Origin of the sequence: Hymenobacter psoromatis (genome assembly GCF_020012125.1) — a bacterium.
Lineage (GTDB): Bacteria > Bacteroidota > Bacteroidia > Cytophagales > Hymenobacteraceae > Hymenobacter > Hymenobacter psoromatis.
On the sequence record NZ_JAIFAG010000001.1, the window covers coordinates 436,578 to 450,935 of the forward strand.

General features: G+C 61.6%; 11 protein-coding genes and 1 pseudogene. 6 read left to right on the plus strand and 6 right to left on the minus strand.

Annotation, left to right across the window (positions count from 1 at the left end; translation table 11 throughout):
* Nucleotides 1-30: 30 nt before the first annotated feature.
* The 3 genes and pseudogenes from LC531_RS01835 to LC531_RS01845 form a co-directional block, all read right to left on the minus strand.
* Nucleotides 31-588, minus strand: a complete 558-nt coding sequence (locus tag LC531_RS01835; RefSeq protein ID WP_223648625.1) for an NADH-quinone oxidoreductase subunit B — start codon at nucleotides 586-588, stop codon at nucleotides 31-33.
* Between the two features lie 195 nt (nucleotides 589-783).
* A pseudogene (locus LC531_RS01840) lies at nucleotides 784-1,161 on the minus strand (NADH-quinone oxidoreductase subunit A); the annotation flags it as partial.
* 96 nt (nucleotides 1,162-1,257) lie between these two features.
* On the minus strand, nucleotides 1,258-1,920 hold the full coding sequence (locus LC531_RS01845) for a DUF4136 domain-containing protein (protein ID WP_223648626.1): 663 nt from the start codon (nucleotides 1,918-1,920) through the stop codon (nucleotides 1,258-1,260).
* 143 nt (nucleotides 1,921-2,063) lie between these two features.
* Here LC531_RS01845 and LC531_RS01850 point away from each other — a divergent pair, with 143 nt between their 5' ends.
* Entirely contained in the window at nucleotides 2,064-2,669 is a 606-nt protein-coding gene (locus tag LC531_RS01850) for a Uma2 family endonuclease (RefSeq protein WP_223648627.1), read from the plus strand.
* A 13-nt stretch (nucleotides 2,670-2,682) separates the two neighbouring features.
* On the opposite strand, the gene LC531_RS01855 is transcribed toward LC531_RS01850, so the two are convergent.
* Nucleotides 2,683-3,264: a histidine phosphatase family protein gene (locus LC531_RS01855; RefSeq protein WP_223648628.1), complete on the minus strand. Its 582-nt coding sequence runs from the start codon at nucleotides 3,262-3,264 to the stop codon at nucleotides 2,683-2,685.
* A 125-nt stretch (nucleotides 3,265-3,389) separates the two neighbouring features.
* Between LC531_RS01855 and LC531_RS01860 the strand changes: the two genes are divergently transcribed.
* Complete coding sequence (locus tag LC531_RS01860) at nucleotides 3,390-4,001, plus strand: Uma2 family endonuclease (protein WP_223648629.1); 612 nt, start codon at nucleotides 3,390-3,392, stop codon at nucleotides 3,999-4,001.
* A gap of 62 nt (nucleotides 4,002-4,063) precedes the next feature.
* Here the strand turns inward: LC531_RS01860 and LC531_RS01865 are convergent, their stop codons facing one another.
* Together LC531_RS01865 and LC531_RS01870 are read right to left on the minus strand one after the other, a co-directional pair.
* Entirely contained in the window at nucleotides 4,064-4,465 is a 402-nt protein-coding gene (locus tag LC531_RS01865; protein ID WP_223648630.1) for a hypothetical protein, read from the minus strand.
* Between the two features lie 75 nt (nucleotides 4,466-4,540).
* Nucleotides 4,541-6,430 (minus strand): ABC transporter ATP-binding protein, encoded by a 1,890-nt coding sequence (locus tag LC531_RS01870; RefSeq protein WP_223648631.1) that lies wholly within the window; start codon nucleotides 6,428-6,430, stop codon nucleotides 4,541-4,543.
* A gap of 275 nt (nucleotides 6,431-6,705) precedes the next feature.
* Between LC531_RS01870 and LC531_RS01875 the strand changes: the two genes are divergently transcribed.
* The 4 genes from LC531_RS01875 (at nucleotide 6,706) to LC531_RS22585 (ending at nucleotide 14,324) form a co-directional block, all read left to right on the plus strand.
* Nucleotides 6,706-7,938, plus strand: coding sequence for an MFS transporter (locus LC531_RS01875; RefSeq protein WP_223648632.1), 1,233 nt, complete (start codon nucleotides 6,706-6,708; stop codon nucleotides 7,936-7,938).
* Nucleotides 7,939-8,043: 105 nt separating this feature from the next.
* On the plus strand, nucleotides 8,044-10,125 hold the full coding sequence (locus LC531_RS01880; protein ID WP_223648633.1) for a DUF3857 domain-containing protein: 2,082 nt from the start codon (nucleotides 8,044-8,046) through the stop codon (nucleotides 10,123-10,125).
* A 2-nt stretch (nucleotides 10,126-10,127) separates the two neighbouring features.
* Nucleotides 10,128-12,221: a DUF3857 domain-containing protein gene (locus tag LC531_RS01885; protein ID WP_223648634.1), complete on the plus strand. Its 2,094-nt coding sequence runs from the start codon at nucleotides 10,128-10,130 to the stop codon at nucleotides 12,219-12,221.
* A 153-nt stretch (nucleotides 12,222-12,374) separates the two neighbouring features.
* Nucleotides 12,375-14,324: a DUF3857 domain-containing transglutaminase family protein gene (locus LC531_RS22585; RefSeq protein WP_262903251.1), complete on the plus strand. Its 1,950-nt coding sequence runs from the start codon at nucleotides 12,375-12,377 to the stop codon at nucleotides 14,322-14,324.
* Nucleotides 14,325-14,358: the final 34 nt, after the last annotated feature.

Sequence of the window (14,358 nt, forward strand, 5' to 3'; positions counted from 1 at the left end):
GTCATACTCATCTGGCCAACAGACAACAAATTATTTAATATTATAAGAAGCCAGCAGTGCTTGGTACTCAGGTGAGTTGCGGCGGCGGATGCTTTCATTTTTGGCCAAGTCCTGCACGCGCATTAGGCCATCAAGCACTTGCTCGGGGCGGGGCGGGCAGCCGGGAATGTACACGTCAACCGGAATAATACGGTCAATGCCTTGCAGCACCGAGTAGCTGTCGAAAATGCCGCCCGAGCAGGCGCATGCACCCATTGCCAGCACCCAGCGGGGCTCAGCCATCTGCTCATACACCTGCTTCACGATGGGGGCCATTTTCTTGGCGATGGTGCCCATCACCATCAGCAGGTCGGCCTGGCGGGGTGAGAAGCTGGGGCGCTCGGAGCCAAAGCGCGAGATGTCGTAGTGCGAACCCATCGTGGCCATGAACTCGATGCCGCAGCAGGAGGTAGCAAAGGGCAAGGGCCAGAGTGAATTAGCGCGGGCAATGCCCACGACTTTTTCCAGCGAGGTAGCAAAAAAGCCCGCGCCCTCAACGCCCTCGGGGGCCGGCACGGATTTAATTTCGGGAACGCGGCTATCAACCATTTTCAAGTATCAATTAACAGTTATCAATTATCAACTCAACTATCAATCAGTGAATTAGGTAAAGCCAATCCCGGCTTCGTTCGCTGACAACTGATACTTGATGACTGATAATTGTTAGGCGGCCTGCGCGGCGATGGCGGGCTGCTTTTTCAACACCGGTTTCGCCGTGAAAGTTTGGTCCGGAACGGCCTCATTCCAACGCAGAATGCCTTTTTTGATGACGTAGCCGAAGCCTGCCATTAGCAGCGTCATGAAGATAATCATCTCCACAAAGCCGGCCGTACCGAGTTGCCGGAAATTCACAGCCCACGGATACATGAAAATTACCTCCACATCGAACAGCACGAACAGAATGGCCGTGAGGAAATACTTGACCGAAATGGGCGTGCGGGCGTTGCCTACGCTCTCGATGCCGCATTCGAAGGAGGCATCCTTTACGCGGCTGTGGCGGTTGGGGCCCACCAAGTGCGAGACTATCATGGCGAAGGCCACGAAGGCCACCGCCAGCCCAAACTGAATGAGTATGGGCAGGTAGTCGCTGGGCTGGTAAGCGGAGTTAATGGCGAGAAGCATAGGGGTCAGCTAGTTAGGTAGCGGGCGCGCGGGCGCGGACAGGCAAAGGTACACCCGCGCCCGGCTGGACAAAAGCAAAAAGGGCACCGCGGCCGCTTAGCGCGGGGTTTCGGGGGTAGGAACCGCGCCGGGGTCCACGCTGGGCTGGCCGTTCAGGGCTCCTTCGAGGTTGCCGCCGTTGAAGTAATTCTCCGTGAAAATGCGGTAGCGGTCGAATACGGCGCGCACCGAGCGCACAAGCACATACTCGCCGCGCGGCCCCTCGGGCACAGTTACGCCCGAGGCGTAGCCATTCCAGATGGCGTTGTCGGTATGCGTGTCAATGAGCGTGACCATGAGCGTACCATCGAGCAGCAGTAGGCGGGTAGGCTGGTAGGTATGGCGCTGCTCGTCAGGGGTTTCTTCGTTCTCGGCATCATTGTCTTTCACCCACCGGGTAATGTCTTCCTGCACGAAGCCCGGAAAGCGCATGTCACCCTCGAAAAGCTTGAAGCTGACCATCAAATCAGGGTTGCGGCGCGCGAAATGGTAGCCTTGCAGGCGCATCCGCTGCTTCACGGCATCGCGCAAAGACTCGCTGAGGCGAGTGCTGTCGGCGGTGAGGCCGTTGCCGCTCAAAAAGCCGTAGGTGCGGTAGTGCCGAAAGCGCCCCCGGTAGCTGTAGCTCGACTCGATGCGCGCCTCGCGGGAAGTGAAACAGCCCGACAGCAGCAGCAAGCCGAACAGGCAGATGAGTTGCAAAGTAACAGTTGGTTTCATGAGAGTAGGGTAGGGAATTCGTTGAACTCTCTAAGCTACACTCGGAAACCTGGTTTGCAACTAGGGCTCAGCTTATTGCCGCCTACCCCCCGCCGGCCGGGGTAGGACGAGTTATATTTGGCTTTCCCAAAAAGGCCCGCCCAATGGAACAGACCCTTGCCCGCCCGCTCCACTACTCGGCGGAAGAATATTTTGCCTTAGAAGAAAAAAGTCCGGTGCGCCACGAATTTTTCGAGGGCGAAGTCTTTGCGATGGCCGGTGCCAGCATTGCGCACAACACCATTGCTGGCAATGTGTACATGGCTTGCCGGCAGGCCCTGCGTGGCAAAAAATGCCGGGTGCAGATGGAAGCCGTGCGGCTGGCCGTAGAAGCAAATCGCTACTACGCCTACCCTGACGCGATGGTAAGCTGCGACCCGCACGACCAGCACGAAAGCCAGCAGCTACGTAGTCCCATGCTTATCGTGGAGGTGCTTTCGCCCTCCACCGAAGCCTACGACCGGGGCCTGAAATTCAACCAGTACAAGAAGCTGCCGAGACTGCGCCATTACCTGTTAGTCTCGCAAAAAACCTGGCTGGTGGAGTGGTACCAACTCACCGAGCACGGCGTGTGGGGGCACACTGCCCTGGCCGAAGCAGCCGATGCCATAGTGATTCCCGAATTGAATCTAACGCTGATGCTCGCTCAGATTTACGAGGAGGCAGGCATCGCGCCGATGAAAATCGGCTTTGCGGCGGAAGAGGAATAAGTACGCGGCTTACCTAACTGGGGCAGGTAACCGACGGATAAATGGCTTCCCGACTTCTAATAAGCACGGGGCGTTTAGCCTTGCCTTTGGCCCCGCCGCCGCTGAAATCAATAATCCAGATGCTATCGAAATCGGCATCAGACCACTCTAACGGGCCTTTTATGCCCAGCTCTTTAGCGATTTCCGGGATGCTTTCGTGCTCCCATACCAGCAACGCTGTGCCCCGTTGGTACCGCAGCTCTTTGGCAATACCCTTAGTATTGTCAACATCGTAGTCGCTATTAATAACAAGGTTGCGCTGTACGGCATAAGGCGTAACCGTCTGAAACATGCGGGCCGTGCTGGTATTCTGGTCGTCAGTGCCGATGAGGGGCACGTAGGTGTAATCGGGGGGGGTAGGCATCAACTGATTGAGCACCGCCGGTAGGGCCAACGCCCGGTTGAGGCCGGCGCAGGAGAGGTTGTCACCTTCTTCAGGCTTCTCGCCGTGCCGGATAATAATGACTCGTAGCGTCGGTAGCTTAGGCGGGGCAAGCGGGCTGAGCAAATACAGTAGGTAGAGGCGGGCTTTATCGGTAGCGGTAAATTTGGGCATACTGGCTGAATGGGGGGGGTAGGCAGCTAGGCCAGCTACCGTAGGGCTAGAATGTGGTAGCAGCCTTGGCCCGGTGGTTTGGTGTGGGCGATTATCTGCCGCCCGCCGCCGGTATCTTTGGTCTTATGGCACAGGCAGAACTACAACAGCGCCGTTATACGTCGGAAGAGTATTTCGCGCTGGAAGCAACCAGTGAAATTCGCCACGAGTTTTTTGAGGGCGAAGTATTTGCGATGGCGGGCGAGAGTATCGCTCACAATATCATTGCCCAAAACTTTGTGCTGGGGTTGCGGCCCGCGTTGCGGGGCAAGAAATGTCAAGTGCTGCTGGAAACCGTTCAGCTGGCCGTCGAGCATGGTCGCCACTACACGTACCCCGATATTATGGTAAGCTGCGACCCGCGCGACCAGCTTGAAACCCGTCGGCAGCATCATCCGGCACTTATCGTAGAAGTGCTTTCGCCCTCCACAGCTGCCTACGACCGGGGTAAGAAATTCAAGCAGTACCAAAAGCTGCCCTCGTTGTGGCACTATATTTTAGTGGCGCAAACAACCTGGCGCGTCGAGTGGTACCGGCGCAACGAGGCCAGCGAGTGGGTTATTACAGTGCTCACTGAGCCGCAGGAGGTGCTGGCCATCACGGAATTGAACTTGCAGCTGACGGTGGCCGAAGTATACGAGGAAACCGGCGTAGCGCAGCTGCGAGCGCACGGGCCGGGTGAAGGCGCGGAGGAGTAGGCAGGCGGGACTACACAAGGCGGGTAGGTGGTACTCATCCCAGAAATACAGCGGATGAGGAGCTAGCGTATTTTGTCTTCTAAAAACTGCAGATTATTTTTTATCAATGCGGCCAAGCAATCCTTCACGTCTTTCTCTGTCTGAGCATGGATTTCAGTTAAGTAATTGCTTTTCACCTTTTCACTTAATCCAAAGAAAGTTTTGACAAGCTTAGGCCTTTTATAAAAAATGTACCACTCTATATTACTAATGATTGATAGGGAGAGGCCATTTTTGTTATCCATGTTTTCAACTTCCAGGGAAGGTGAATAATGAATTTCATTTAAGGCTGTGGTTTTCATCTTGGCTAAGTATTCCTTCCAAGGAATATTCTCGAAAGTTTCCATTACTTTATGCTGGTCAATCTTTCCTAACTCAATAATTTTTGGGTTAAACGGATTGCAGAAAGAAGCCCTGAAGTTCATTTTCGGTTTGGATATAATTGGCTACACCGTACTGCCGCAAGTTAGCCGCCCTACGCGCTTCCTCAAACCCGCCTCCTACCGGTACCCCGCCGCCTGCAAGGCGAACAGCTCCGCGTAGCGCCCGTCCTTGGCCAGCAGCTCCTCGTGCGAGCCGATTTCCTGTACGCGGCCGTTTTCGACCACCAGGATGCGGTCGGCCATGCGGACGGTGCTGAAGCGGTGGGAGATGAGCACGGCGGTTTTGCCCTGCGTCAACTCCTTGAAGCGCTGGAAGACTTCGTACTCGGCGCGGGCGTCGAGGGCGGCAGTGGGCTCGTCGAGGATGAGCAGTTGCGCCTCGCGCATGTAGGCGCGGCCGAGGGCGATTTTCTGCCACTCGCCGCCGCTCAGGTCAACGCCGCCGTTGAAGCGGCGGCCAATCATCTGGTCGTAGCCCAGGGGCAGCTTGGCAATGACGGTATCGGCCAGGCTCTGGCTGGCGGCCTGCTCGATGCGGGACTGGTTCTGGCGCTCCTCGATGCGGCCCACGGCCAGGTTCTGGCCGGCGGGCAGCTGGAAGCGCACGAAATCCTGGAAGATGACCCCGATTTCCTGGCGCAGCTCGGCCGGGTCGTACTCGCGCAGGTCGTGGCCGTCGAGCAGGATGCGGCCCTCGCTGGGGTCGTAGAGGCGGGCCAGCAGCTTGACGAGCGTGGTTTTGCCGGCCCCGTTTTCGCCCACCAGCGCCAGCTTTTCGCCGGCTTGCAGCTCGAAGCTCAGGTGGCGCAGCGCCCATTTCTCGGCATTCTTGTACTTAAAGCCCACGTCCTCAAACGTGAAGCCCTGCCGGATGGGCCGCGGGAACGGCCGCACCGCCTGGCCCAGGGTAGGGCGCACGATGCGCGGCTGAATCTGGAAAAAATCAAAGAAATCCTGCAAGTACAGCGCCCCGTCGGCCACCTGGCTGAAGCGGCTCAGGATGCCTTCGAGCAAGCCCCGCAGCCGGGCAAACGAGCCGGCCAGAAACGTGAGCTGCCCAATGGAAATGGCCCCCGCCACGGCCTGCTGAATAATGTAGAGGTAGGCCCCATAGTAGCCCGCCGCGCCCACCGCCGCGAACACCGTGCCCCAGCCGGCGCGGCGCAGCGCCAGGGCCTTGTTCTGGGTATAAAACTGGTCGGAGAGGGTCGCGAAGCGGTCAATCAAAAAATCGGATAAGCCGAAGATTTTGACCTCCTTGGCCGTTTCGTCGCTGGCCCCGGTCTGGCGCAGGTAGTCCAGCTCGCGGCGCTCGGGCGTCCAGGAGTGCGAGAGCGAGTAGCTGCGCTCGTTGAAGTGGCTTTCGCCCAAGAAGGCGGGCACCACGGCCAGCAGCAGCAGCCCCAGCAGCCACGGCTGAAACGCCACCAGCCCGGCGGCCAGCAGCACCAGCGTCACGGCATCCTGGCCCTGGGCCAGCACCTGGCTCATGAGCACCGAGCGCGAGAGCGTCTGGCGGCGGGCGCGCTCCAGCTTGTCGTAAAAGTTGCTGTCCTCAAACTGGTCGAGGTCCAGCTCGGCGGCGTGGCGCATGAGGCGCACCGACGAGGCATTGGCAAACAAGTCGCCGAGCAGCGAATCGAGCAGGGCCACGGCGCGGCCCAGCGCGTCGGCCAGCAGCACGAGGCCAAATTCCAGCGCCACCAGCCCGAACACGGGGGGTAGGGCGCGGGCGGCGGGCGGCAGTTTGGTCAGCTGCACGATATCGTCAATGATGAGCCGGCCCACGTAGAGCATGGCCAGGGGTAGGGCCGCCCGGATGAGCCGCAGCACGATGTTGCCCAGCGTGAGGGCCGGCGAAGTCTGCCAAATCAGCCGCAAAAAAGCCGGCAGGTGGCGCAGGGCCGACACCCGCTCGCGCACGCTCACGGCGGGCTTGTCGGGGCCGTGCCCGCCGCGGGGGTTTTTGGCGGAAATGCTTTGAAATAAATCAGATAGAAAACTCATAGGCGCTACTCAGGGCACATTTGGGGCCGGGGTGGGGGTAGGGGACTTTTTGGCAGGGTAGCCCGCCCGTCATTGCAAGCCAGCTCAAGAGTTGCACCCGAACGATAACAAACGTTTGTCATTACGAGCGCAGCGCGGCAATCGCCCCAGAACGATGAACGAATGAGCGGCGCGGGTGTCGTGCGGATGCGATTGCCGCGCTGCGCTCGCAATGACAGACGATTACATGCGAGTCTTACCAATAAGACGCCTACCCCCGACCTTTGCGCCCACTTATGCTGGGTTCCTACTCCCGCGGCTTCTGGCTGATGTGCCTGTCGTCGTTCCTGTTTTTTCTGTCCTTTAATCTGCTGCTGCCCGAGTTGCCGCAGCACCTGGCCGACCTGGGCGGGGGCGAGTACAAGGGTTTCATTATCGCGCTGTTTACGCTCACGGCGGCTATTTCGCGGCCGTTTTCGGGCAAGCTCGCCGACACGGTGGGGCGTATTCCGGTGATGGTGTTTGGCTCGCTGGTGTGCTTTGTCTGCGGGTTTTTCTACCCCTGGGCGCTCACGGTGAGCGGGTTTTTGCTGCTGCGGCTGCTGCACGGCTTCAGCACGGGCTTCAAGCCCACGGCTACGGCCGCCTTTGTGGCCGATATTGTGCCCGCCGAAAAGCGGGGCGAGGCGATGGGGTTGCTCGGCGTGACGGGCAGCCTGGGCATGGCCGCCGGCCCGGCCCTGGGCTCGTGGGTGGCCGAGACGTTCTCCCTGAACGCCATGTTTTACCTGTCGAGCGCGGCGGCGCTGCTCTCGGTGCTGGTGCAGGGCACGCTCACCGAAACCCTACCCCGGCGGCAGCGCCGTAAGTTCAGCTTCTCTTTGTTAAAGCTCAAGCTCGACGAAATTCTGGAGCCGCGGGTGCTGCATCCGGCCCTGGTGACGCTGCTATGCCTGTTTCCCTACGGCGCGGTGCTCACCGTGATACCCGACCAGAGCCGGCTGCTGGGCCTGGCCGGGCCTACTAAGGGGCTGTTTTACATCTGCTACACGGTGGCCTCGCTGCTGGTGCGGCTGGTGCTGGGCAAGGCGTCAGACAAACACGGGCGGGTGCCGGTGCTGCGCTGGTCGGCGGGCGTGCTGGCGCTGGGGCTGGCGGTGCTGGTGTGGTCGCCGTCGGTACCGGTATTTCTATTGGGGGCGTTGATTTTTGGCCTCGGCACGGGCCTGAACTCGCCTACGCTCTACGCCTGGACCATTGACCTGAGCGACCCCACGCGCCGGGGTAGGGGCGTGGCCACCATGTACATAGCGCTTGAAGTAGGCATCGGGCTGGGAGCCGTGCTGGCGGGCTGGATTTTTGATAACCAACCCAGCCGCCTACCCTGGGTGCACGCCCTGAGCCTGGCCAGCGTACTGGCGGCTATCGGCTATTTGCTGCTGGTGGTGCGCCCTACCCCCGCCCTGCCCGGCAGCGATGACCTGGCCGCCGCCGCGATGGCCGTGGCCGCGCCCGAGGAGGTGGTATAGACCGCCTGAAAAAAAGTTGGTAGACTATTTGCCGTTGCTTATTTTTACCTAGTTTTTGCGGGCTATATAGGCGCGCTTTTCTACTTCATTCCTTTTTTCTGATTTATGAAGCAAACTTTACGTGCATTAGCGCCCGGCTCCGCGGCAGCGCTCCTTTTCTTGCTGAGCCCGGCCGGTAGCCATGCCCAGCAAGCTCCGGTGAGGCCGGTGGCAATAAAATTTGGTAAGCCCGAGCCGGCCGATTTTGAGGCCAAGAACTTCGTGGGCGACAGCGCCGCTGGGGCCGTGGTGCTCTACGACTACGGCTCGGCCCATTTCCGGCTCGATGGCCTCAGCTTTAAATTGGAGTCGGACCGCATTACGCGAATTAAGATTCTGAAAAAATCGGGTTATGACGCGGCCACCATAGAGGTGCCGCTCTACCACCAAAACCAGTCGGAGGAAAAAATCGTGAGCCTCAAAGGCTTTACCTACAATGAGGTAGGCGGTAAGATTGAGAAGATAAAGCTCGAAACCAGCCAGGCCTTCACCGAGGAGCGCACCAAGAACGTGCGGGTGCGCAAGTTTACGCTGCCCAACGTGCGCGAGGGCGCGGTGATTGAGTACAGCTACACTGTGACGTCGGATTTTCTCTCGCAGTTTCAGGACTGGACTTTTCAGCGCGATATCCCGACGCGCTGGAGTGAGTTTCAGGCCATCATTCCGGAGTATTTTGACTACAAGATGCTGATGCAGGGCTACGAGCCGCTGGCGCTGCAAACCAAGGAGCAAAGTACTACCCAGTACCTGGCCAGCGAGCGCGTGCAGGTGGCCGATGGCGCGACCCTGGGGGGCAACACGAGCCACTCGGCTACGCGCTCGGATGCGATTATGGCGCAAGCGACTACCTACCACTGGGCCATGCAGAACGTGCCCGCCCTGCGCGACGAACCTTACATGACAACCATGCGCGACTACGTAGCGCGCATCAACTTTGAGCTGGCCGGCGAGCGGATGCCTGGCCAGGCCTACCACAACGTAGCCGGTACCTGGGGTAAGATTAACTCCGACCTGCTGAGCGACAGTGACTTTGGGGGCCAGCTAGAGCGGCTGGGCTTCCTGGAAGCCTCGTTGAAGCCTTTAGTAGCGCAATACCCCGACCCGGCGGCGCGGGCGGCCGCCGTGCGCGAGCTAATAGTGAAGGCCGTGAAGTACGACGGCACGAACCGGGTCTTTGCCAGTGGCCCGCTCAAGAAGAGCTACGAGCTGCACCGGGGCACGTCGGCCGACGTGAACCTGCTGCTCATCGCGGCCCTGCGCCAGGCGGGGCTAGCCGTGCAGCCCGTGTTGCTGAGCACGCGCAACCACGGGCGCGTGAACCAGAATTTTCCGCTGCTTCAGCAGTTCAACTACGTGGTGGGCGTGCTGCCGCTGGCCGATGGCAAAGACCTGCTGCTCGATGCCACCGAGCCGCTGCTGCCCTGCGGCATGCTGCCCAGCCGCTGCCTGAGCCAGGCCGGCCGCCTGGTAGCCGCCCAGGAGGCCGAGGGCCGCTGGGTGAGCCTGGCCCCCGCCCAAAGCCACAACCACTTTCAGCAGGTGACCATGACGGTGGATGAACAGGGCAATCTGAGCGGGCAGGTGCGCGACGAGCACGGCGGCTACTCGGGAGCCGCAGCCCGCGAGAAATTGCAGCAGCTGGGCGAGAAAAAGTACGTGACCGAACTGGCCGGCCAGCACCCCGGCTGGGAAGTGCCGAGCTATAAATTTAGCGAAGTAAACGAAGTGGGTAAGCCGCTGGCCCTTAGCTATGAACTGCGCCAGCCGGCTGCTACCCCCGGCGCGGCCCAGGAGCTGTACATCAATCCGCTGGAAGCCTTTGGCAGCCGCCAAAATCCGTTTCGGCACGCTGACCGCACGTATCCCGTCGATTTTGGCGCGCCCACTCAAGAGGTTATCCTGCTGACCCTGACCCTACCCCCCGGCTACACGGCCGAGCTGCCCAAGCCGACCGTGCTGGAGCTGCCCGACCAGGGCGGGCGCTACATGTACGCGGCCAGCAGCCCCACACCGGGTACGGTGCAGCTGATGAGCCGCCTCAACCTGACCAAGCCCGTGTACGGGGCTGAGGAATACGCTTCGCTGCGCGAGTTTTATCGCCTGGCCCTGGCCAAGCAGGCCGAAGCGTTGGTAATTAAGAAGAAGTAGCCGTGCTCCACACGATGGTTTACCTGAGCTGGAAAAACTGCCGGCGGGCCGGGGCCGCGCTGCTGCTGGCCCTGGCGGCCGGCGGCGCGGCGGCCCAAACGCTCATGCCCAGGACGCCGGCCCCGCTGCCCGTGCGCTTTGGCGAGCCCGAGGCCAAGGACTTTGAAGCTACCAACTTTGTGGCCGACAGCGGGGCGGCGGCCGTGGTGCTGTGCGACTACGGCACGGCGCGCTTCGCTAGCCCATCGGGCGAGATGAGCATTATTTCGGAGCGCACCACGCGCATCAAGATTCTCAAGAAAGCCGGCTACGACTACGCCACCGTGGAAATACCGCTCTACCACCGCGACCAGCAGAACGAGCGGCTGAGCAATTTGCGCGGCTTCACTTACGTGCGCGGGGCCGATGGCAAAATCAGCAAAACCAAGCTCGATGCCAACGCCACGTTTGAGGAAAAGCGCACCGATAATCTGAAGGTGCGCAAATTCACGCTGCCGGGCGTGCAGGAGGGCGCAGTGATTGAGTACGCCTACACGGTCACGTCCACGTTTTTCGATAATTACCAGGACTGGACCTTTCAGCGCGAGATTCCGACGCGGTGGAGCGAATACCGCACCAGCATTCCGCAGGTGTACAAGTATAAAGTGCTGTACCAGGGTTATTTACCGCTGGCCGTGAACGAGATGGGGATAGGCACGGTGAGCCTGTTGCTGAACCAGAAGGCAGATGCCGGGGCGGGGGCGGGGGCCGGGATGGGGGTAGGGAGCGTGGGCCTGAGCATCAGCACCGAGCAGCACCGCTGGGTAATCCGCAACGCGCCAGCCTTCCGGGACGAGCCCTACATGACGACCGCTAACGACTACCTGGCGCGCATGACCTTTGAGCTGGCTGGCATTCAGATGCCCGAGCAGGAGTATCGCGACCTGACCGATAGCTGGCCCAAGAAGAATAAGGCGCTGCTGGAAAATGAGTCGTTTGGTCTGGTGCTGAAGCGCGATGGCTTTCTGGAAGCCACCATGAGGCCGCTGGCGGCGCAGTACCCGGCGGCGGCGGCGCGGGCGGCCGCCGTGCGCGAGCTGGTGATGCGGGCCGTGAAGTACGACGGCTCGAACCGGCTCTTTGCCAGCGGCGCGCTCAAGAAGAGCTACGACCTGCACCGCGGCACGTCGGCCGATGTGAATTTGCTGCTCATCGCGGCCTTGCGCCAGGCCGGGCTAGCCGTGCAGCCGCTGCTGCTGAGCACCCGCGGCCACGGCCGCGTGAGCGAGGAATATCCGTTGTTAGAGCAATTTAACTACGTGGTGGCACTGGTGGAAACGCCCGGCCAGCCCGACCTGCTGCTCGACGCTACCGAGCCGCTGCTGCCCGCCGGGATGCTGCCTCAGCGTTGCCTCAACCAAAGCGGCCACACCGTGCCCGACACTGGCGAGGGCCGCTGGGTGAGCCTGGTGCCTACCCCCCGTTACAATCACTACCAGGAAGTGAAGCTGACCCTGGATGCCCAGGGTAACCTGAGCGGGCAGGTGCGCGACGAGCACGCCGGCTACGCCGGCCTCGAAGCCCGCGAGAAACTACAGCAGCTAGGCGAGAAAAAATACGTGACGGAGCTGGCCGGCCAGCACTCCGGCTGGGAGGTGCCCAGCTATACTTTCAGCCAGACGAGCGAAGTGGATAAGTCGCTGGCCCTCAGCTACGAGTTTCGCCAGCCATCCGTCAGCCCCGGCGCGGCCCAGGAGTTATATGTTAATCCCCTGGAAGCCTTCGGCGAACGCCGCAACCCGTTTCGGCACGCCCAGCGCTTCTACCCCGTGGACATTGGCATGATGCAGCAGGAAATCATTTCTCTCACCCTGACCCTACCCCCCGGCTACGCGGCCGAGCTACCCCAGCCCGTGACGCTGGCGCTACCCAACCAGGGCGGGCGCTACGTGTACGCGGCCAGCAGCCCTACCCCCGGCACGGTGCGGCTGCTCAGTCGCCTCACCCTAGACAAGCCCGTGTACAGCGCCGACGAATACCACGCCCTGCGCGAGCTGTACCGCCAAATGCTGGCCAAGCAGGCGGAGGCGCTGGTGATTAAGAAAACGGGTTCCTAATTCCTGATTGAAGGAAGTTTGTCCTTGCGAGCCTGCGAAGCAATCTTTCCTAATCGACTGCAAACATCCCCGAGGCAGAAGGGAAAGATTGCTTCGCAGGCTCGCAAGGACAACCAATTATAACAAGCCATTACCTACTACCCACTAATTACTATGTTCCTCCCCATTTTCTCCTCGCTGGTACTGCTGGCCGCGCCTACCCCCAAGTATCCGGCCGATGCCATTGCGCCGGTACTGCGCGAGAACGCGCACGTGGTGGTACGCGCCTACGATGAGGTAGTGGTGGTGAAATCGGCCAGCCAACTGGTCGAAACCGTGCATCAGGTAGTGACGATACTCGACCAGGCGGGCAATGACGATTATGGCAGGCTGGAGGTATACTACAACGCCCTGCGGCACCTCAACTACCTGCACGGGGCCGTGTACGATGCCCAGGGCCACCTGCTGCACCAGCTGCGCCCGGCTGAGGTGCACGACCAGGGGATGGGCAGCAACGGCGGCGACCTGATGACCGATTTGCGCGTGCGCTACGCCGACCTGCGCCAGCCCGCCGTGCCATATACCGTGGAGTTTGACTACGAGGTAACCTCGGAAAACACGCTCTTCTACCCCAGCTGGCAGCCCCAGAGCGCCGAAAATGTGTCACTGGAAGGCGCGACGCTGCAAGTCACGACGCCCACCGCCCTACCCCTGCGCTACCAGGAGCAGCTGCTGCCGGCCGGTGCGGCCAGCGCGCCCGCCGTGGCCGGCAGCCAGACCACCTACCGCTGGCAGCTGCCCGCAGCCCCCGCCGTGGAGGAGGAGCCGCTGTCGCCGCCCCTGGCCACGCTATTGCCGGCCGTGCGCCTGGCCCCGGCTACCTTCGAGGTGCAGGGCCACGCCGGCTCGCTGGCCTCGTGGCAGAGCCTGGGGCAGTGGGTGTACCAGCTCGGGCAGGGCCGTGACGCCCTACCCCCCGCCCTCACCGCCAAGATGGCCCAGCTAATAGTAGTAGCCCCCGATGCCCGCGAGCGGGCCCGCAAGGTGTATGAGTTTTTGCAGGGCTCGACGCGCTACATCTCGGTGCAGCTGGGCCTGGGCGGCTGGCAAACGGCCCCCGCCAGCAGCGTGGCCACGGGTGGCTACGGCGACTGCAAAGCCCTGAGCAACTACACCTGCGCCCTGCTGAAGGCGGCCGGTCTGCCCGCCTACGTGGCCCTGGTGAAGTCCGGCGACGACGCGCCCGACGTGCGCGCCACCTTCCCCAGCAGCCAGTTCGACCACGTCATCCTGTGCATGCCGCTGGCTGCCCACGGTGCCGTGCCCGCCGATACGGTGTGGCTGGAATGCACCAGCCAGACCGAGGCATTCGGCTACATGGGCTCCTTCACCGGCAACCGCCACGCGCTGCTGCTCACGCCCGAGGGCGGCCGCCTGGTGGCTACCCCCCGCTACGGCGCGCAGGCCAACCGCCAGCAGCGCCACACTGACCTCTGGCTCGATGCCACCGGCGCGGCCAAGGCGACAGTGCGCACCCGTCGCCTCGGGCTGGCCCAGGATATTTATTCCCAATTGCTGCACGACGTCGGCCCTGAGGACCAGAAAAAATACGTCGCCAACCACCTGCGGCTGAACCAGTTCACCATCACCAGCCTGCGGCTGGCCGCCGCGCCCACGCCCGGCCCGGCCGCCCTGCCGGGGGTAGTGGAAGTGATGGGCCTGGACCTGCCCAGCGTGGGCACCACCGCCGGCCGCCGCCTGCTGCTGGAGCCCAACCTGCTCGGCCGCCTGGCCGCCCTACCCCCCCAGGTGGGGCCGCGCACCGCCCCGCTGGCCCTGCCCCCCGCCAGCCTCCACCAGGATACCGTGCGCCTGCACCTGCCCGCCGGCTTCCACGTGGAAAACCTGCCCCAGCCCACCCTGCTCACCTCGGCCTACGGCACCTATTCCAGCGCCTGCACCACCCTGCCCGACGGCACCCTCCAGTACGTGCGCCAGCTCGAAACCCGCCGCCCCGCCAGCGCCACCCTACCCCCCGCCAAGTACGCGGAGTACCAGGACTTCCGCCGCAAAATTAGCCAGGCCGACCACGCCCAGGTGGTGCTGGTGAAGACCGATGCGTAAGTGAATTAGCTAGAAGCTGGTAATTATATGGCGC